We start from the raw sequence: 20,117 nt of genomic DNA, 5'->3' as shown, positions 1-20,117 counted from the left end.
GAAATCCTTTCTTACTACTTTCTTATCTTCAATAGACTTCTTACAGGTATCTATTCAGATAAGAGGGAATTGGAAATTTTACTCAAACTTCCAAACCTTGCCAGACAAGATTCGAAACAGACATTTCAAAATCTTTATTTACAAAACTGTCAAAACAGTCAATTATATTATAACATGATTAGAGTTATTCTTCTATTCAGACTTTTAGACGCTTTCTCTATAATCTCTGCCAAGCAAAACTTAGGGGTTAAATGAATTTAGAAGCGTTTTCAAACGCTTTACATGAAGATAACTTTTCCCTTGCGAGAAAAGTTATCTTTGCAATTATACTAATTGTTTGTACAAATCAACATATGCCAAACTTGCTGTATCCCATGAGAAGTCACGTGTCATAGCATTGTGCTGGAGTTGTTTCCAAGCATCAGCATTGTTTTCGTAAACATCGAGAGCTTTTTCAAGGGTTTGAACCATCCAGTAACCTGAGAAGTTACCAAATGAGAATCCTGTACCTGAGCCTGTCACAGGGTTGTATGGTTCAACAGTATCACGAAGACCACCAACCTCGCTAACCACTGGCAAGGTACCATAGCGCATAGACATCATTTGAGAGAGGCCACATGGTTCAAAGGCTGAAGGCATAAGGAAAATGTCACAACCAGCATAAATTTGTTGAGCCAACTCTAGGTTGAAGGTAATGTTGGCAGACATTTTTTCTGGGTAAGCGTGACCGAACCAAGAGAAAGAGTTCTCATAGTCGCTGTAACCAGTACCCAAAAGAACAATCTGAACATCATGTTGCAAGATGTTGTGAAGTTCGTTGACAACCAAATCGAAACCTTTTTGGTCAGTCAAACGTGACACAATACCAATCAATGGAACGTCTTCGCGAACTGGGAGACCAACACGTTCTTGAAGAGCTGCCTTGTCTTTGGCCTTACCTGACAAATCATCCACTGAGAAGTGGTAAGGAATGTGAGTATCTGTTTCTGGATCAAGGAGGTCCGTATCGATACCATTAACAATACCAGACAACTTACCAGATTCCATGCGCATGATTTGATCAAGACCTTTACCAAATTCAGGTGTTTGAATTTCACCAGCATAAGATGGAGAAACTGTTGTTACACGATCTGCATAAAGAACGGCTGCTTTCATCCAGTTGAGGCAGTCATTCCAACGGAGCGTACCGTCTGCATAACGCTCGTAACCAACACCGAAGATTTCCCAAAGCATACCACTGTCAAATTGACCTTGGAACTCAATATTATGGATAGTGAAGACTGTTCTAATACCTTGGTAAGCTTGAATCCAATGGTATTTTTCCTTAAGAAGGAATGGAATCATGGCTGTGTGGTAGTCATGAACATGGAGAATATCTGGAATAAAGTCCACTTTTTCCATCAACTCAAGGGCAGCCATTTGGAAGAAGCCAAAACGCTCACCATCATCCCACTCACCGTATACCGTACCGCGGTTGAAATACTGCTCATTATCAATGAAGAAGAAGGTCACACCATCACGGACAATTTTCTTGATGCCGACATATTGACGACGCCAACCAACATTTGTATAGAAGAAGCTAAGGTCTTCAACCTGATCGCCAAATTTAGCCGAAACCACATCATAATATGGGAGAATTACGGCAACCTCGTGACCATTTTTGACTAGAGATTTAGGAAGAGCACCGATAACGTCACCCAAACCACCAGTTTTAGCGAAAGGTGCACCCTCTGCTGCTACAAATAAAATTTTCATCGTACAATATCCTCTGTTACAACGCTACCTTTTTTGATGATAACTGGGTTGTTTTCTGTACCGCGAACCGTAACACCTTCAGCGATTTCAACACCTTTATCCACAATAGCATATTCAACTGTTGCGCCTTTAGCAACTTTAACACGTGGGAAGATAATTGAATGGCTAACACTAGAACCTTCAGAAAAGTCAACATTACGTGAAATCATTGAGTTCTCAACTTTACCTCGAACAATCGAACCAGATGCAAATTGTGAAAGCTTAACTTCAGAAGAGTCTGCATAGTATGTTGGCTCTTCATTTTTAACTTTTGTATAAACTTTTTGGTTTGGTGCAAAAAGTTTATAGAATTTTTGTGATTCCAGCATATCCAAGTTAGCATCAAAGTACGCTTTTACTGAGTGGATATTTGAAAGGTAACCAGTGTACTCGTAAGCAAAAGCATTTTCAGCAACTGCCAAATCACGAAGTACATAACGAAGCTTACGAGGTTCTTCTTTAGCTGCTTCTTCTTCCAATTTTTCAATCAAGAATGGTGTATCCACAACAAAGATGTCTGTAGACATATTGTAAACTTCTTTATCGCCACCCTGGAAGAGCTCATGGCCAAGCACTTTGTCAGAGTCATCAATTTCTAAAACGCTGTTTACATCTGAAATGAGTTCTTTAGGAAGTTTTTTGTAGACCACAGTAACTTTTGGTTTTGTTGTATTGTGAAGGTGGAAAACTTGGTTAAGATCAATGTTGACCAAAACATCACTGTTAAGAGCTACAGTCTGATCTGAGCCTGAACGTTTAAGGTAAGTCAAAATTTGACGATAGTATTCCTCATCAACAGTTGAGCTTTCAACAGGAGTATTGTAAATACCAAGGTAGTAGTGACTGAGAAGAGTAGACAAGCCCCACTCACGACCTGAACGAATATGGTCGAAGACAGAACTGATGTTTTCGTTTTGGAAGATTCCGAAGACGCTACGGATACCAGCATTAGCCAAGTTAGACAACGGGAAGTCGATGAGGCGATATTTTCCGCCAAATGGTAGGCTGGCAATAGGACGGTGCTCAGTCAAACCACCCATGTCATGGAATCCTACGGTATTTCCTAGAATTGCAGAATATTTATCAATCTTCATCTTTTGGTACCCCCACTACTTCATTGTATCCTACGACTTGCACTTCTTCTGTACCGTCAATTTCCACACCATCGGAAATGTGTGCACCTTCACCGATAATAGCTCGTTTAATTTTTGCACCTTTACCAATAATTGCACCACTCATAATCACTGAATCTTCAACGACTGCCCCTTCACGAATTTGTGTATTTGTTGCAAGCACAGAATGTTTAACAGTTCCATCAACCAAACATCCATCAACAACGAGTGAATCTTCAACATGAGCATTCTCACCAAAGAAGTTTGGTGGAGCAATCACGTTACGTGAGTAAATTTTCCATTGACGGTTACGACTATCCAAGGCATTTTCAGGAGAAATGTACTCCATATTTGCTTCCCAAAGGGATTCGATAGTACCTACGTCTTTCCAATAGCCTTCAAATTCATAAGCAAAGACGCTTTCACCTGTTTCAAGATAAGCTGGGATAACGTTCTTACCAAAGTCTGACATATCAACTGAACTCTTTTCAGCTGATACTAACATATTGCGAAGACGTTTCCAATCAAAGATGTAAATACCCATTGATGCTTTCGTAGATTTAGGGTTTTCAGGTTTTTCTTCGAACTCAACAATACGGTTATTAGCATCAGTGTTCATGATACCGAAACGGCTAGCTTCTTTAAGTGGCACATCAAGAACGGCGACAGTAAGACTTGCGTTGTTATCTTTGTGAGATTGGAGCATATCATCATAGTCCATCTTGTAAATATGGTCACCAGACAAAATCAAAACATATTCAGGATTGATGCTATCGATATACTCAATGTTTTGATAAATAGCGTGGCTGGTACCTTCAAACCAACGATTACCTTCGCTAGCTGAGTAAGGTTGAAGAATTGATACACCAGAGTTAACACCATCCAATCCCCAACTTGAACCATTACCGATATGATTGTTCAAAGCAAGTGGTTGATACTGTGTAATGACACCTACATTGTTAATTCCTGAATTGGCACAGTTTGACAAACCAAAGTCAATGATACGGTAGCGTCCACCAAACTGAACAGCTGGTTTGGCAATACTTTGGGTCAATTTTCCAAGACGAGTTCCTTGCCCACCAGCAAGGATCAAAGCCAACATTTCATTTTTCATGAATAGTCCCCCTCATGATTTTTAGTTTCATCCTCAAAAGGATGTTAGACAATCAGCCGAAACTGATTATGACAATTAAAGTAAGTTTCTCAGTGTGGCAATAGTTTGGGCGTCAGAAAGCTTCTTTCAACCGTGACTTTCTTGCTATCATCCCTGAAAAACAAATCGTGTACACGTTTAATTCTACCCTTTATTTCAAGCGACGTTTAACACGCCAGATACTTGCTCCAAGAGCTGGCAATGTGAAGCTAAGGGTATTTTCATAATCCTTCCACTTCGCCTTTTGGGTACGAGTTTCAGGATTTCCTTCTTTCCAGACACCACCGAATTCTTCCATCTCAGTGTTAAGTACTTCTTGATAAATACCAGCGACTGGCAATCCAATAGTGAAGTCTTGACGTTCCACTGGAGCTAGGTTGAAGACACAGACAAGGAAGTCACCCTTATCGCCTTTGTCATCCTTACGAATGAAGGAAAGCACACTTTCAGCACGGTTATCCGCATCGATAATTTCAATACCATCGTAAGAATCATCAATCTGCCAGAGAGATTTATGGTCCTTGTAGAAACCATTCATATGGCTAGTGAAGGCCTGCATCTTCTGGTTCATCTCATCTTCAAGATTTCCCCATTCGAGTTGATAATCAAACTTCCACTCCAAGAATTGACCAAACTCAGAACCCATAAAGAGCAATTTCTTACCTGGGTGACAGAGTTGGTAAGCATAGAGGTTACGAAGACCAGCAAATTGATTATAGCGGTCACCCCACATCTTATGCATCATGCTCTTCTTACCATGAACCACTTCATCATGTGAGAAAGGTAGAACATAGTTTTCATTGAAGCAATACATGAAACTGAAGGTCATCAGATTGAAGTCATACTGACGGTAAACTGGATCTTCTGCGTAGAATTTGAGGATATCGTTCATCCAACCCATATTCCATTTGAAGTCGAAACCTAGACCACCTTCTTCAATCGGTTGGGTGATTGGCGTTGCTGCAGTTGATTCTTCCGCAACCATCATAACATCTGGATAGCGTTTTTTAATTTCACGATTGAGTTTTTGAAGGAAGCCGTAGCCTTCCAAGTTACGATTTCCACCGTCCTTGTTAGGCATCCATGGACCTTCATCATAGTCCAAATAGAGCATGTTAGATACTGCATCCACTCGGATACCATCGATATGATAATTTTCAATCCAGTAAAGAGCACTTGAAATAAGGAAAGACTGAACTTGATTTTTTCCTAAGTCAAAGTTAAGTGCGCCCCAACGATAGTTATGAGCTCGATCATGATCCTGATATTCGAAAGTTGGTGTACCATCGAAGTAGGCCAAAGCATCGTCATTCTGTGTATAGTGACCTGGGACCCAGTCTACCAAGACACCGATATTATTCTGGTGACATGCTTCTACGAAATCTTGAAATTCTTCTGGTGTGCCATAGGTATGCTCAAAAGCAAAGTAACCCATAAGCTGGTAACCCCAACTCATCCCAAGAGGATGAGCCATGAGTGGCATGAATTCCACGTGAGTATAGTTCATCTCAACCAAATATGGAATCAACTCTTCTTTCAATTCTTTGAAAGTATAAGGTTGACCATCCTCTTTTAGTTTCCAAGATGATGCATGAGCTTCATAGATATTAACCGGACGTTTTTGGAAACCAAAGCGTTTACGACGACCCATCCAAAGGCCATCCTTCCACTTCTTAGTTTTCTTCTTACGAATCACAGCTCCTGTTCCAGGACGAGGCTCTAAGTAAGTCGCAAAAGGATCCATCTTTTCGACGACTTGACCTCCCTTACGTTTCACCAAGAACTTATAGAGTTGTCCTTCCTCTGGGAGAGCTGAAGTCGCCTCCCAAACACCGATATGGTTTTTGGTCATATCCAGAGGTTCATCAAACCAACCTGTGAAATCTCCAATTACCTGAATCTGCTCAGCATGAGGGGCCCACACACGGAAGATAAAACCTTCTTCTCCCTCTAATTCATGCACACCCAAATAATTCTGAAGGTGGAAGTTCTCACCTGTTCCAAATGTGTACATGGCTTCATCGAGATTCATACCATCACTCCTTTCTTAAACTAGCCTTGATAGTTCTAACTATCAAGAAATTAAAACATTGAAATATATGTAAATACACTAGAAAACCCTTCAGACCGATAGGGCTTACAAGTAAACAAAACCACTTATGTAAGCGTTTACTGTATTATAGCATTTTTTGACATTCTTGTCAGTAAATCTCCAAATCTTTTTTCATATTATCGAACACAAAAGTCTTACGTAATTTTCCAGAAATATGTAATTCAACAATACCTGAATCGTACTCAGCTTTTGCGACATAGAGATTATCGTAAATATCTGCATATGAACGATATGAAAATTCTTGTACGGTTTGCTTACGCTCAATTAATTTGGCAACTTTAGCAACCAAGTCTTTCTTAAGAGTCACTTGATTCCAATCCACCTGATTAACAGCATCAGGGGCATTGTAGCTATTCATGGCACGCTTAACATCCGCTTCCGTGTAATTTCCATCTTCACCTGTTGCAACCATCTTACTACGCTGGAATTCTTGTCCCAACTGCATGAAACACATCCCTTGCATACTTAGATTAAGAGCATTTGCCAAGTAAATACGTTTTTCAATATCTTCTGGCGAATCATGTGGATGCAAATGATGCATAAGGTCATTCAAATTGTAGTTGTCGTGCGCTTCGATATAGTTGAGGACCTGACCTGGCATGAGGTAGTTTACAAAACCACGGCTACCAAGCAGACTCTTGGCAATCTGGTCTTCCAATGGGGCTCCAGACACATAGCCGTTATTGATGTACCCATAGACCTCTGCCCCCTTGACCGCGTCACGCGCATTGTCATTGAAAAATCCGATTCTAGGCATCAAGGCTGCATTATCCTTCTTGCCCTTTTGGTCTACAGGAAGTCCAATTCCCATATCCCATCCTTCACCATAAAGAAGGATCCTAGGATCAATATCATCCATGGCCGAACGAATGGCATTCATCGTAGCAACATCATGTAAGCCCATAAGGTCAAAACGAAAACCATCCACTCCAAATTCTTCTGCCCAATAGGTTAAGGAATCAATCATATACTTACGGTACATTTCCTTTTCACTGGCTGTCTCATTTCCACAGCCTGATCCATCTTGGAAAGACCCATTGTCATGCATACGGTAGTAATAAGCCGGCACAGATAGTTGGAAAGGAGAGCTGTAAGATGAGTAAGTATGGTTATAAACCACATCCATGATAACCCCTATTCCTGCTTCATGGTAGGCCTGAATCATTTTCTTAAGCTCTAAAATTGGTGCCACGGGATTCTTTTGATCAGCAGCAAACTGACGATCCGGAACATTGTAATTTTCAGGATCGTACCCCCAGTTGTAGAGAAGCTTCCCACCTTTATCGTAGGTTTTATGGTGATCAAAGACCGGTTGCAGTTGGACATAGTTGTAGCCCATACGTTTGAGGTAATCAAAACAAGTCACATCTCCATGGGCATTTCTAGTCCCTTTCTGACAAGCACCTAGATAGGTTCCTCTATAGGACTTCTTAACCCCAGATGTCTCTGAGATTGAGAAGTCACGGAGGTGCATCTCACAGATAACGGATGAGCAAGCATTTGCCTTACGCCAGCTCGCTTTTTGCTTGGTAACCTTTTCATACCCTCTTGGAACAAGTCGCTGTGGATTGACCACCAAACTTTTTTTATTATCTAAGCTAAGGGCGATACTGTAGGGGTCTCTCGTATCCTGATAAAAACTTTCCTCATGATACACACGAAACTGGTAGGCTACCCCATCCAAATCCTTTTTAACAGTGGCACTCCAAACACCGTGAGTATTCATCTCATGACGGTCTTTATTGACACTGGTTCCTCGGCTCATCTTAATGATCTTAGGATTTTTACTGCCCTTTTTAAAAAGTAAGAGCTGCACACGACGAGCTAGAGGTGACCAAAGGCGAAACTCTGTGGCCCCTTTTTCATACTTATGACCTAACCAACCTTGAAAGCCCCACTTCTGGTCAAATTCCTGTCTTCGGAGAGCCATATCAAAGGCATGCTGGTCGCGACCTTCGAAACTATGGCTAGTCAAGGCTGCCTGTTTAGAATAATAAACAGTTGGATCACCTTCAACTATCCAAATAGCATTGGGAGCATCCCCTAGGAAGCGTCGGACACGGTAATCATGTGTTTGCCTCGACCAGTCTTCCGTTTTGACCAAAAGATTGACAGAATCAATAAAACGATTGGAGGGAGAAGTAACCTGACCAACAAGACCAAAATCATCCTCACGTGAAAAATGGGCTTCTTCGCCCCAATAACCATCTAGCCACTTCCACATACTGTATCTGGAATAGTCGCCATGCATACTATGAAAATGAACGGTTAATAAATTGTCCATTTTTTACTCCTTAGTTTTTGTTACTCACTTTTTCTCCTATTATAGCAAAAAATGTTCGTTTTGTAAGCGTTCTTATGGAATATTTTGCAATTTTTTGGTCTATTTTGAACATAAAAAAAGAATGAGAAAATAAATGGCAAAACACTCATTTTTCTCATTTCTTTTGTCGATTTTAATTCCTTTAGAACTAGGCTTGAGACTCTTTCCAGTCCATTATTCTTGAGTCATCAAAACCTTACGTGGTTTGGTACCTTCAGCTGGTCCGATAACACCTGCTTCTTCCAATTCTTCCATCAAACGAGTGGCACGGTTGAAACCAACTGACAGACGGCGTTGAATCATGGAAGCACTAGCTTTTTGTGTTTCAAGGACCAAAGCCTTGGCCTCTTCAAAGAGTGGGTCACCTTCTGAGCTACCACCATTGGCAGAGGAACCTCCACCAAAATCATTTTCAGAAACTTCACCAGGATCAAAGCTCTCATCATAGTCAGCTGAAGCCTGATCCTTGATAAAGGTCACAATACGTTCCACGTCATCATCAGAGATGAAGGAACCTTGTAGACGAACAGGGTGGTTCTCATCAATCGGTTTGAAAAGCATATCCCCACGTCCGAGTAGCTTTTCTGCCCCATTTTCATCTAAAATGGTACGACTATCTGTTCCCGAAGACACGGCGAAGGCCACACGAGATGGCACATTGGCCTTAATCAAACCGGAGATCACATCAACCGACGGACGTTGAGTGGCGAGAATCATGTGAATTCCCGCAGCACGCGCTTTTTGTCCCAAACGAATAATAGCATCTTCCACTTCCTTACTAGCTACCATCATCAAGTCAGCCAACTCATCAACGATAACCACAATTAAAGGCAAGGGAATCTGTTTTTCTTGCGACTGGGCATTCCAATCTTCCACCTTGGCATTGTAGCCAGCAATGTTACGCACGCCAAACTTACTAAAGAGTTCGTAACGATTTTCCATCTCATCTACCACTTTTTGAAGAGCCTTGGCGGCCTTACGTGGGTTGGTCACTACAGGGATAAGGAGATGAGGAATATCATTGTAAACCGAAAGTTCAACCATCTTCGGATCGACCATGAGGAACTTCACCTGGTCAGGACGAGCCTTCATAAGAATACTAGAGATGATACCGTTAACCGCAACCGATTTACCAGAACCTGTTGATCCAGCGACCAGTAAGTGAGGCATCCGACCCAAATCAAAGCTACGAGCCGAACCATCAACCGCCTTACCAAGAGGAACTTCCAAGAGCTTATTAGGGTCCGTCTTGGACTGTTCCCATAGTTCTCGGAAAGAAACCGTCGCAATCTCTGAGTTAGGCACTTCGATACCAACCAAAGATTTTCCAGGAATAGGTGCCTCAATACGGACATCTTTCGCAGCTAGAGCCAGAGCTAAGTCATCAGCTAAATTTGAAATGCGATTGACACGGACCCCAACAGCAGGCTTGACCTCATACTTGGTCACTGACGGTCCAATTTCAGCCCGCTCAACCTTGACATCAATATTGAAACTCTTGAAGGTATCTTCTAAGATTCGAATATTCTTTCGAACGATGTTCTTCTCTTTAGATTGACTCTTAGGCTTATCAGGTGCAAAGAGATCTATATGAGGTAATTTATACTGCAGGAGTTCCTTAGGCGTGAAATCAACCTCGACTGGTGCGTCATCTCCCTCAACCACCATAGATGGGGGAAACTCATCGCTTGGCACATCCTCTGGATAAGGTGCATAATCTTCTTGGAAATCCTCATAATCCTCTGGAGGCAGATTATCATAGTAATCCTCAGAGGCATAATCACTGATTTCAGGTTCAGGTGCAAAAATCTCAGCTTCTTGTGGCAAGGCCTCTGCCGCATCATCTAAGATTTCTCCCGTCTCCTCGTCAACAGTCAAATCAGCCAGACGCTCAGCTTCGGCACGTTCTTCTGCTTCACGTTCTTTCTGAGCCTGACGTTCTGCCTTCTTCTCCTGACGCTGAACCGTCCGTTCCAAACGCTTTTCAGCCCCTTTCTGCCAAGCTTCCTTAGCATACTCCATGATATCCAAGACATCCCAAGGGCTAAGAATGAAAGCACCCAGGAGAATGATCAATACCCCAATCATGAAGCTACCGATATTTGAAAAGAGGAAAGAAATAGGCTGATACAAAAGAGCCCCTAGCATACCACCACCCGCAAAACGAGCGACTTGCACACTCACAAGTTCCCCAAAAAGCAAGTCCTTGGTACCAGGGAAAATATCCAGACCACTCATGCGTTCTAGACTAAAGAGATAGGCGTGAAACTCCAACAAGAGCCCCGCAAAGACCATCCAAAATCCTGTGACATAGTTACTGTGTTTACGTAACCATTTAAAGCCAAAGAGATAAACATAGATAGCAAAAATTAAAGGGTAAGCCATACTCCCCACAAATACTCGAAAGATATTATAGAGGGTAACCCCAAAGAAACCCAATCGAAAGACTGGGAAAATTAAGACAAAGGCAAAAAAGAAGGTCCATAGCATTCGCTTAATCGCCTTCTGTCTGTCTAATTCTGCTTTTGTAAGACGCTTCTTACCGTTCTTAGAAGCCGCCCCTTTTTTCGTTTTTTTCGTTGTAGCCATAGGTGTATTATACCACGTTTTTAGACATGAAAAAAGAGAGACAAGTCTCTCCTTAGATTGAAGACAAAGTCTTCTTTTGACATTATTCTTCGATTAATGATGTTGAGTGAACCGGACGATTCTTACCATCTGGATCAATATATTGAATAGCTTGGTTGATAGCGATAGGGGCTTCACCCATTCCCACAGCAATCAAGTCAATCTTACCTTCATATTCTGCTGCATCACCGATCGCATAAACACCTTCTTGTGAGGTTTCAAACTGCGCATTAACAGTAACGCTAGAGCGTTTGTAATCAACATTCCAGTTACGAAGGTTTTTATTGTTGGTTGAGAAGCCAAAGCTAACAATAAGGGCATCAAGTGGCAATTCCACAACCTCGTCTGACTTCACTTTTTGAACTGTCAAACTTTGGGCAAGACCATTTTCACCCTTGATTTCAAGCGGCACATAAGGCGTCATCACATTAACTGACGATTGATGAAGAAGCTCTACACTATGCTCATGGGCACGAAAGGCATCACGGCGGTGAATCAAAGTCACGCTCTCAGCAATCCCATCCAAGTGATTAGCCCAGTCAACAGCTGAATCTCCACCACCAGCAATCACAACCTTCTTGCCGGCAAATTGGTCAAGACTATGCACATTATAGAACAAGTTATTGTCCGCATAATCTTCTTCATTGTCCACACCCAAAGGACGGGGAGCGAAGGCACCATTCCCACAAGCAATGACGATAGCCTTAGACAAGTGTTGGCCCTTACTAGTGGCAATTGTGAAGATGCCTTCTTTCTTTTCAAAGGTTTGCACTTCTTCTTTCAAATGAATGCTGACACGATCTTCAAAACGCTTAAGTTGAGTCAAGAGATTTTCTGTCAATTCCGCACCTGTCGTTTGCGGAAAGGCTGGAATATCGTAGATCTTCTTCTCTGGATAGAGAACGGCAGGTTGTCCACCAAGCTCTGACAGACTCTCAATAATATTAACAGTCATACCACGTAGACCGGCGTAAAAGGCAGCCCAAAGTCCTACTGGCCCACCACCGATAATGGTAATATCGTAAATCTTTTCTTCTGACATTTTATTTTCCTTCTGCTTTTATCTCTTCTAAAATCTGACGTTCTTCATCCGTAAAGTCATAGTTTTCCAAGAGGTCTGGTCGACGCTCCCAGGTCTTACGCAAACTCTGTTCTATACGCCAACGTCGAATATTGACGTGGTGCCCTGACAAGAGAACATCTGGCACCTTCATGCCACGAAACTCAGCTGGGCGCGTGTACTGTGGAAATTCCAAAAGCCCTGATGAGAAACTATCATCCTTATGACTAGCTTCCTTACCTAAAACTTCAGGAATCAAGCGGACAGTCGCATCTACAATAGTCATTGCAGCCAACTCTCCCCCAGTTAGGACAAAATCTCCCAAGGAAATCTCATCTGTCACTAAGGTTTTGATGCGCTCATCATAACCCTCATAGTGACCGCAGATAAAGACCAATTCCTCTTCTTGCGCCAATTCTTCTGCATAGGCCTGATCAAAGGTACGACCCGCAGGATCTAAGAGAATAACGCGAGGTTTTGTGACGTCTAACTTGTCAAAAGTATCAAAAATTGGCTGGGCACGTAGCAACATACCTTGACCGCCACCGTAAGGTTCATCATCTACGTGACGAGCCTTCTCCGCATTTTCACGAAAATTGTGATAGTTGATTTCTAGAAGGCCCTTATCCTTTGCCTTACCAACAATGGAATGCTCTAAGGGAGCAAACATATCTGGAAATAGGGTCAAGATATCAATCTTCATCGTCTAATCCTTCCATGAGCTCAACCTCAACACGTCCAGCTACAACATCAACATCGAGAACTACAGGTGGGATGTATGGCAAGAGCAAATCTTTTTTGCCTTTACGTTTTACTACCCAAACATCATTAGCGCCCGGTTGGAGAATCTCTTTGACCTGACCAATCAAAGTATCACCTTCGTAAACATCAAGGCCAATAATTTCATGGTAGTAAAATTCCCCATCATCAAGGTCTGTTAAATTTTCCTCAGCAATCTTGAGGCTGCAGCCCTTATACTTCTCCACATCATTGATATGGTAAAGCCCCTTAAACTTAACGATATCAAAGTTTTTATGTTTACGGTGACTCGCAATCTCAACATCCATGATGTAATTGTCTTTGTCATCAAAAAGGGCTAGGACACTCTTCTTCTTAAAACGCTCATCCGCAAAATCTGTTACAGACAAAACACGAAGTTCCCCGTGCAAGCCCTGTGTATTCACAATCTTTCCAACGTTATAGTATGTCATTGAATTTCCTTATTATATGTTTTCTTATTCAAATGAAACCACGACTCGACCAACTGCTTAGCATCATCTGATAACCATCACTAAACAAAGTTATTTCTTCGGGTCAAGGTCTTGTCATTTATGATTTTAAAGTGGTATAAAATGTCTGGCTTAGGCCAGTCAACCCCTCTATTTTATCAAAAAGGACACAAAAAAACCAGCTTTCTCTAGCTGGCACTCATAGTCCGTACGGGATTCGAACCCGTGTTACCGCCGTGAAAAGGCGGTGTCTTAACCCCTTGACCAACGGACCATAATCTGTGTCTCTACCCTCAGGTAGAACTGGGGTAGCTGGATTCGAACCAACGCATGAGGGAGTCAAAGTCCCTTGCCTTACCGCTTGGCTATACCCCAAAAGACTCTTATTATTCTACAGAAAAACTAGTTGGCTGTCAACACTTTTTTAAACTTTTTTCAAAAAAAGCAACCGGAAATACCGATTGCTAGGAGTTAGGAGATTTCATCATCTAAGCGAACTTAGATAGATGATATGAGGTCGCTTCAACCTCATATGAAAAAAGAAAAGTTTTAGGATAATTTCATTATATGTTTTGCTAGAAATAAAGTCAAAAGATTTGACTCGCAAAATCCGAGTAAGGGGTAAGAATTACGATAACTCTCCCTAGCCTCTAAATAACAAGGTTAGTTGATAACTTTATTCATCATCCTGTGAAACCAAATGATGTCTAAAGGCATAAACAACAGCCTGAGTACGGTCATCAACATTGAGTTTTCCTAGGATATTAGACACGTGAGTTTTAACGGTTTTCAATGAAATGAATAGCTCGTTAGCAATGGTCTGATTGTCATAACCCTTAGCCAAAAGTGCCAGGATATCACGTTCACGTGCCGTTAAGTCATCGTGTAGGTCCGGATGGCTATCGTGGTATTTAATCTTATTGTCCACCTCTGTTTCGATAGCTTCTTCACCACGGTAAACCTTACGGATACTATTGAGAATCTCTGCCGCACTGCTAGTTTTAAGCATATAACCTTTAGCACCAGCTTCAATGACTGGATAAATTTTTTCATTGTCCAAATAGCTAGTCAAAACCAAAATCTTGGCTTCTGGCCATTCTTTGAGCAATTCCAAAGTCGCTTGAACACCATCTAATTCAGGCATGACAAGGTCCATTACGACGACATCTGGACGAAGTTCCAGGGCAAGGTCAACACCTTCTCGGCCATTGCTCGCTTCTCCAACCACTTCGACATCTCCTTGGAGATTCAGGAAACTCTTAAGGCCCAAACGGACCATCTCATGGTCATCGACCAAAATCACATTTATCTTATTCGACATTGTCTTCTCCTCTTAATATCGGCACACGAACATCAATAGATGTTCCTTTACCTGTAGCAGATAGGAACTGCACAGTTCCCGCCATTTCATCGACACGCTCCTGGATATTTTTCAGTCCATAACTCATCTCGTCAGTCGACGCATTTAAATCATAACCAACACCATTATCCAACATTTTCAATTGAATTTCCTGACTATTTTGATAGAGATAAACCTCTATCTGGCTAGCCTTGGCGTGTTTAAGAGTATTAGAGATAAACTCTTGGGCAATCCTAAAGAGATTATTTTCAATACGCTTAGGCACTTTCTTAACCATATCCTTGTAGACGACATGGATATTGGATTTATCGGTTAATTCCTTAAGAATCATCTGCAAGCCTTCTTGCAAGGTCTTGTTCTCAAGCTCTGTCGGACGAAGATGCAAAAGCAAGACACGCATATCATTTTGAGCATCCGTCAGCATGGCCTCAACCGCCTGAATTTGATTATGCAAATCTTCTTTACTTAGCTGGTCCGCCATCTGAGAGACACCAGAAAGAATCATACTAGCCGCAAAAAGTTCCTGACTAACGGTATCGTGAAGGTCACGAGCAATACGTCCTCGTTCCTTCTTAATAATATCACGGCTTTGAAGAGCTTGAGCATTCTCAGTTTTCTGCAAGTCCTTAGTCAATTTACGCATCTTATGAGATAAGCGCATCATATTCTTGTCTAACTCAATATCTCCCTGACGTTTGACTGGTTGATTATTGATAATGCGGCGCAAATCCTGATTGACTGATCGCATACTGTTATCATTGGCAATGGCCCAAAGAATATAAAGCAAAATGAGCAAACTCAGAACCACAAAAAACATGTTAAAAAGAAAATGGAAGACCTGAGATAGATTACCAAAAACCAATGAAAAGTTAAGGTTAAAGCTATCCATAACCACTAGGGTAACGCCAACCAGAACAACAACTGAATAAATCAGAATCAAAAATAGGTACTGTTTCTTCATTTGCGACGTACCTCCACTGGTCCAGCTCCCACATTGAGAATCAATTTCACTGTTCGATGAGCATGTTCATACTCCGCCCCCTGCAAGGTCAATCTTTCGTAACGGAGGTCGTACTCATCTTCATTGAAGAAGGTGACAGAGCTATAAATCGCTGATATATTGAGCTTGACGGAAACATCAATTGGTACCAAGATAGTCGTCGGACCATAAAGTTTCTGCAAAATCACAACATTATCTCGCCCCGAGACGATAACCTGGGTCAAATCAATCACATCTGTTCCAAAGAAACGGATGATATTGATATCATCAAAGTCATAACGATCACTGACAGGTTCCATCCGAGTTCCAATCCACTGATTTCGCACAGCCTGAGGATCCAAGTCGTCTTCCTTGAATTGAATGAGAGCGTAGCGATTCTTTTTCTTAACCTGTGAAAAATGGTTAATCATGACATAGGCCACACCCACTAAAATCGCAAGTACCACATAGATATTCCACATGGAAACCAGAAAAAGTGAGATCAAACAGATGGTCAAGACAAAGTCACTTTTGGATTCCTTATTAAAAAAGCGAACCGCTAACAAGGTCAAAACCAGAATGAAAATAAAACTGGTAATATCATTATTAAAAATGGTAATCAGGCCCAGAGTCAAAAACAGGGCTTCCACCACTAAGAAAAAATTAAATTTGGTCATAAGGACCTCTCAAATAAAAGTATACAGGCTTCATTCTATCAAATTTTAAGGCAATTGACAAAAAGACCCAGTTTGAGCATTGAGTAATCAAGATAGAAAAGGGGCAGAAGAAAGCAAAAAAGTGCCTCCATTACAGGAAACACAGTCTTTCATTCAAAAATCTTAATCGTCAGTATCGTCCATTTTGCTTCTTATCATTAGCACTGTACTTCTGATTTCCTCCAGTATGACACGCTGCTCTGCTAATTCTTTCTTAAGCTCGGCTAATTTTCGTTCAGTCTGACGACCTGACCGCACAAAAATATTATTAAGAGAGCTAGTTAACAACCCTAGAGTGGCAATCCCACTAAACATGAGAATAACAGCGACTGCCTTACCTACAAGCGTTTTAGGGACGATATCTCCATAACCAACCGTAGTCACCGTTGCTACAGACCACCAAATAGCATCTATAAAATTATGGTGTTCTACTCGGGCAATAACAGCACTACTGATAGGAATGATAATACTATTAACCGAAAGTAGAAAATAAAAGCCATTTCTGCGATTGATACGATTGGAAATATGCTTGAGTTTGCTACTCAAACCAATTAAACGTGAGAGTTTGGCCAACCTGGCAAAGCGTCCCACTCTTGAAAATCGGAGGAAGGTAAAGACTTCATTATAGGGAATAATAGCCAACAAGTCCAACACATGTGTTTTAACAAAGATTCGCTTACGAGGTGCTAAGGAGAAACGAATCGCATAATCAATGGCAAATATGAGCGTTATAGACTGATCTATCACTCTAAAAGGTCGCCTTCCAATTGAAATTAAGCCAACTAAATCAAAGATAACCAAGCCAATGGAAATCAGGGCCAGGACTGTTATGACAATATCGTAGGTAATGATATACCTTCTCAGTTTTCTACGGTTTCTCATAGCGTCTCTCCTATATGTGATGTCTTCATTATAAAAGAATCTCTGACCTCTGGCAAGCAGGCTTTTTAGGCTATCGATAAGATCTCTAGGTAGCAAAAAAGAGAGATTAAATAACCTCTCTTTATTATGTCTAAGTTTTTTTAATCTATTGTAGTTCTGTGTGAGTAGCCTCTGTCGAGGTTTCAGTGCTTGAAGTTGTACTGTCAGTACTTGAGCTCGTTGATGACGAATGTGTCGTACTACTTGAGCTTGACTGAAGGTTTGAACTTGCTGTTGCAACCGAAACATAGAGAATCACTGTACCATCAACACTTGTACCAGCTTGTGGATCTTGATAAAGGACCTCCGTACTGCTAGGAACCTTATCCTTATCTAATTTGGCACCAGTATTATAGTCGTGGTACTCGATGCTACTACTTGAGATATTCTTACGATTCAAGGTTTGAATCGCTGTTGAAACCGTCAAACCAGTCACATCAGGCATGGTAACTGTCTTAGGAGTTGCCACACGGAACTTAATCTTAGCCTTACTATCCTTAGGATTGAAAGACTTGTTTTTCCCTGGACTTTGAGATAGGATTTCTCCCTCTTCAGCACTGTCGTCTTCGACATGCTGAATATCAATTTGGTCCTCAGAAACACCATAATTCGAAGTTAAGTCCTCAATGGCATCCTTATAGTTTTTACCCTTGTAGTCTTTCAAAGCGAAACCTTTACTACCAGAAGAAACATAGACATCAATGCTTGATCCTTCTTTTCGTGTGGTTCCAGCTGTAGGATCTGTCTTGATGACCTTACCCGTATCGACAGAGTCATCTTCCACTTCTTTGACTTCTCCTACCTTAAATCCAGCACCCTCAATTTTAGTCTGAGCTGTGGACAACTCCTGACCGACCACATTAGGTACTTGGACATTATCAGGATTGGTAAAGACTAAATAAGCAAAGATGATAATACCAATAAAGACAAGTCCTAGGAAAACCTTGAGTAAGGTTGAGAAGAAGTTCTTCTTCTTTTTCTTCTTAGCTGGTGTCGTTTTTTTCCTTGGTTGTTTACTTGGAGCAGGTGTAGGCTCTGATGGTTCAGCAGCAACGGCTTTTTTCTCAAGACTTGCTGATGGAACTGGATCAACCTTCGGCAAGGTCTTGGTATCCGTCATATCATCAAAGACTACCTTGGCATCACGTCGATGACTAGGATGCAAACTCGTTACCAAGTCACGGCTCATTTCCAAAGTACTATTGTAACGATTTTCTAGTTTTTTGGCTGTTGCTCGAATAACCACATTTTCCAAAGCTTGGGGAACGTTACGGTTCTCTGCCAAAATCGATGGTAGTGGTTTTTGGAAATGTTGGAGTGCAATGGTTACTGCACTATCGCCATCATAAGGAATATGACCTGTCAACATTTCAAAAAGCATAATACCCATAGCATAGATGTCACTTTGGATAGTCGCTTTAGATCCACGAGCCTGCTCTGGTGAGAGGTAGTGGACAGAACCCAACATAGAGTTCGTTTGAGTTAGACTAGTCTCTGCAAAGGCAACCGCAATTCCGAAGTCTGTGACCTTGGCTGTACCGTCCTTAGTTAAAAGAACGTTTTGTGGCTTAAGGTCACGGTGGATAATGCCCTTTTGATGGGCAAGAGTCATGGCGGAAAGGACCTCCCCCATGATACGCACAACATCTTGGTTAGAAAGTGGCGCATGGTCTTGAATGTATTTCTTCAAGTCCGAACCGTCCACATACTCCATCACCAAGAACTGCTGGCCGTCTTCTTCGCCAATATCTCGGATAGCAACGATATTAGGATGACTGAGTTCTGCCATGGCACGCGCTTCACGTTGGAAACGGGCCACAGCCACCTGATCAGTTTGGTAATTGGTACGAAGTACCTTAATAGCCACTTTTTCATTATCCAGAATCAGGTCATTAGCCAGATAAACATCCGCCATACCACCACGTCCGATAGATTTAAGGATTCGATAACGTCCAGCAAACAATTTGCCAACTTGGATCATTATCCTTCCTCACTTTCTACCTTAATGAGAGCAACGGTAATATTATCAAGTCCACCTGCCTCATTGGCTGCAGCTACCAAACGACTCGTTTTTTCTTCGACGAAACCAGGGCTGTTGACAATATGAACAATCTGTTCGACTGAAACCATGTTGGTCAAACCATCTGAATTGGCCAAAATATAGTCCCCTGGTTCCAATTGTTGAACACCAAGGTCAGCCTCAATCGGAGCAGCTTGCCCAATAGATTGCGTAATGATATTACGTTGTGGGTGAACTGCTGCTTCTTCTTCGGTCAACTGACCAGCCTTGATAAGAGCATTGACCAAAGAATGGTCATTCGTCAATTGCTTATACTCACCATTACGGATAAGGGCAATACGTGAATCCCCAACATGGGCAAAAATCACAGCATTATCAACAAAGGCAAGAACCTCGATAGTTGTTCCCATTCCCTTATATTCTTCGTTTTGGCCAAGTTCATAAATTTTACGATTTTCTGCATCAATGGCAGCAATCATCCAATCACGAATCTGACTCAACTCACGAAAATCAGTGTTAATCCAGTCACGACCAAGATCAGTCACTGACATCTCACTGGCAATATTTCCAGCACGGTGTCCGCCCATCCCATCTGCAACAACGACAAGGATAACACCAGCTTGGTTGACAAATTTATTAACAAAATCTTGGTTATTTGACCGTTTTTGGCCAATGTCCGTTAATAATGATATTTCCATAGTTTTCTTTC

Annotated in this window: 15 protein-coding genes and 2 tRNA genes; all 17 read right to left on the bottom strand. The window is 41.6% G+C overall.

Annotated features, from left to right (window positions below):
- Positions 1–324 precede the first annotated feature (324 nt).
- The gene (gene glgA, locus HMPREF1517_RS09980; RefSeq protein WP_037601798.1) at positions 325–1,755 is read right to left on the bottom strand and encodes a glycogen synthase GlgA; all 1,431 of its coding nucleotides are present in this window, start codon (positions 1,753–1,755) and stop codon (positions 325–327) included.
- Positions 1,752–2,888, bottom strand: a complete 1,137-nt coding sequence (gene glgD / locus HMPREF1517_RS09975; RefSeq protein ID WP_037601795.1) for a glucose-1-phosphate adenylyltransferase subunit GlgD — start codon at positions 2,886–2,888, stop codon at positions 1,752–1,754. Before glgD ends, glgA begins: the two co-directional genes overlap by 4 nt.
- The gene (locus tag HMPREF1517_RS09970) at positions 2,878–4,020 is read right to left on the bottom strand and encodes a glucose-1-phosphate adenylyltransferase (RefSeq protein ID WP_037601791.1); all 1,143 of its coding nucleotides are present in this window, start codon (positions 4,018–4,020) and stop codon (positions 2,878–2,880) included. The genes glgD and HMPREF1517_RS09970 overlap by 11 nt, the downstream gene beginning before the upstream one ends.
- 190 nt (positions 4,021–4,210) lie before the next feature.
- Positions 4,211–6,091, bottom strand: coding sequence for a 1,4-alpha-glucan branching protein GlgB (gene glgB / locus HMPREF1517_RS09965; RefSeq protein ID WP_037601788.1), 1,881 nt, complete (start codon positions 6,089–6,091; stop codon positions 4,211–4,213).
- A 169-nt stretch (positions 6,092–6,260) separates the two neighbouring features.
- Entirely contained in the window at positions 6,261–8,456 is a 2,196-nt protein-coding gene (pulA, locus tag HMPREF1517_RS09960) for a type I pullulanase (protein ID WP_051412011.1), read from the bottom strand.
- A gap of 213 nt (positions 8,457–8,669) precedes the next feature.
- Entirely contained in the window at positions 8,670–11,084 is a 2,415-nt protein-coding gene (locus HMPREF1517_RS09955; protein WP_037601785.1) for an FtsK/SpoIIIE family DNA translocase, read from the bottom strand.
- 82 nt (positions 11,085–11,166) lie between these two features.
- Positions 11,167–12,165 (bottom strand): NAD(P)/FAD-dependent oxidoreductase, encoded by a 999-nt coding sequence (locus HMPREF1517_RS09950; protein WP_002891413.1) that lies wholly within the window; start codon positions 12,163–12,165, stop codon positions 11,167–11,169.
- Position 12,166: 1 nt separating this feature from the next.
- Complete coding sequence (gene trmD, locus HMPREF1517_RS09945) at positions 12,167–12,886, bottom strand: tRNA (guanosine(37)-N1)-methyltransferase TrmD (RefSeq protein ID WP_037601782.1); 720 nt, start codon at positions 12,884–12,886, stop codon at positions 12,167–12,169.
- Positions 12,876–13,394 (bottom strand): ribosome maturation factor RimM, encoded by a 519-nt coding sequence (gene rimM / locus HMPREF1517_RS09940; RefSeq protein ID WP_037601779.1) that lies wholly within the window; start codon positions 13,392–13,394, stop codon positions 12,876–12,878. Before rimM ends, trmD begins: the two co-directional genes overlap by 11 nt.
- Before the next feature lie 220 nt (positions 13,395–13,614).
- A tRNA-Glu gene (locus tag HMPREF1517_RS09935) sits at positions 13,615–13,686 on the bottom strand.
- Positions 13,687–13,715: 29 nt separating this feature from the next.
- Positions 13,716–13,787 (bottom strand) — tRNA-Gln (locus HMPREF1517_RS09930).
- Positions 13,788–14,088: 301 nt separating this feature from the next.
- Positions 14,089–14,733: a response regulator transcription factor gene (locus HMPREF1517_RS09925; RefSeq protein ID WP_002891417.1), complete on the bottom strand. Its 645-nt coding sequence runs from the start codon at positions 14,731–14,733 to the stop codon at positions 14,089–14,091.
- Positions 14,723–15,733, bottom strand: a complete 1,011-nt coding sequence (locus tag HMPREF1517_RS09920; protein ID WP_002891418.1) for a sensor histidine kinase — start codon at positions 15,731–15,733, stop codon at positions 14,723–14,725. Before HMPREF1517_RS09920 ends, HMPREF1517_RS09925 begins: the two co-directional genes overlap by 11 nt.
- A complete protein-coding gene (liaF, locus tag HMPREF1517_RS09915) occupies positions 15,730–16,428 on the bottom strand; it encodes a cell wall-active antibiotics response protein LiaF (protein WP_037601775.1) in 699 nt (232 codons plus the stop codon). Before liaF ends, HMPREF1517_RS09920 begins: the two co-directional genes overlap by 4 nt.
- A 162-nt stretch (positions 16,429–16,590) precedes the next feature.
- On the bottom strand, positions 16,591–17,349 hold the full coding sequence (locus tag HMPREF1517_RS09910) for a potassium channel family protein (RefSeq protein WP_037601772.1): 759 nt from the start codon (positions 17,347–17,349) through the stop codon (positions 16,591–16,593).
- A 145-nt stretch (positions 17,350–17,494) separates the two neighbouring features.
- Positions 17,495–19,369: a Stk1 family PASTA domain-containing Ser/Thr kinase gene (gene pknB, locus HMPREF1517_RS09905; protein WP_037601769.1), complete on the bottom strand. Its 1,875-nt coding sequence runs from the start codon at positions 19,367–19,369 to the stop codon at positions 17,495–17,497.
- The gene (locus HMPREF1517_RS09900; RefSeq protein ID WP_037601837.1) at positions 19,369–20,106 is read right to left on the bottom strand and encodes a Stp1/IreP family PP2C-type Ser/Thr phosphatase; all 738 of its coding nucleotides are present in this window, start codon (positions 20,104–20,106) and stop codon (positions 19,369–19,371) included. The genes pknB and HMPREF1517_RS09900 overlap by 1 nt, the downstream gene beginning before the upstream one ends.
- Positions 20,107–20,117: the final 11 nt, after the last annotated feature.

Origin of the sequence: Streptococcus sp. ACS2, from assembly GCF_000525585.1 — a bacterium.
In the GTDB taxonomy this organism is placed as follows: Bacteria; Bacillota; Bacilli; order Lactobacillales; family Streptococcaceae; genus Streptococcus.
Note: the sequence above shows the minus strand (reverse complement) of the source record. Positions and strands in the feature narration are given on the sequence as shown.

Coding starts and splice junctions, on each gene's coding strand:
- glgA (WP_037601798.1), bottom strand. CDS start 1,755: ATGAAAATTTTATTTGTAGCAGCAGAGGGTGCACCTTTCGCTAAAACT.
- glgD (WP_037601795.1), bottom strand. CDS start 2,888: ATGAAGATTGATAAATATTCTGCAATTCTAGGAAATACCGTAGGATTC.
- HMPREF1517_RS09970 (WP_037601791.1), bottom strand. CDS start 4,020: ATGAAAAATGAAATGTTGGCTTTGATCCTTGCTGGTGGGCAAGGAACT.
- glgB (WP_037601788.1), bottom strand. CDS start 6,091: ATGAATCTCGATGAAGCCATGTACACATTTGGAACAGGTGAGAACTTC.
- pulA (WP_051412011.1), bottom strand. CDS start 8,456: ATGGACAATTTATTAACCGTTCATTTTCATAGTATGCATGGCGACTAT.
- HMPREF1517_RS09955 (WP_037601785.1), bottom strand. CDS start 11,084: ATGGCTACAACGAAAAAAACGAAAAAAGGGGCGGCTTCTAAGAACGGT.
- HMPREF1517_RS09950 (WP_002891413.1), bottom strand. CDS start 12,165: ATGTCAGAAGAAAAGATTTACGATATTACCATTATCGGTGGTGGGCCA.
- trmD (WP_037601782.1), bottom strand. CDS start 12,886: ATGAAGATTGATATCTTGACCCTATTTCCAGATATGTTTGCTCCCTTA.
- rimM (WP_037601779.1), bottom strand. CDS start 13,394: ATGACATACTATAACGTTGGAAAGATTGTGAATACACAGGGCTTGCAC.
- HMPREF1517_RS09925 (WP_002891417.1), bottom strand. CDS start 14,733: ATGTCGAATAAGATAAATGTGATTTTGGTCGATGACCATGAGATGGTC.
- HMPREF1517_RS09920 (WP_002891418.1), bottom strand. CDS start 15,733: ATGAAGAAACAGTACCTATTTTTGATTCTGATTTATTCAGTTGTTGTT.
- liaF (WP_037601775.1), bottom strand. CDS start 16,428: ATGACCAAATTTAATTTTTTCTTAGTGGTGGAAGCCCTGTTTTTGACT.
- HMPREF1517_RS09910 (WP_037601772.1), bottom strand. CDS start 17,349: ATGAGAAACCGTAGAAAACTGAGAAGGTATATCATTACCTACGATATT.
- pknB (WP_037601769.1), bottom strand. CDS start 19,369: ATGATCCAAGTTGGCAAATTGTTTGCTGGACGTTATCGAATCCTTAAA.
- HMPREF1517_RS09900 (WP_037601837.1), bottom strand. CDS start 20,106: ATGGAAATATCATTATTAACGGACATTGGCCAAAAACGGTCAAATAAC.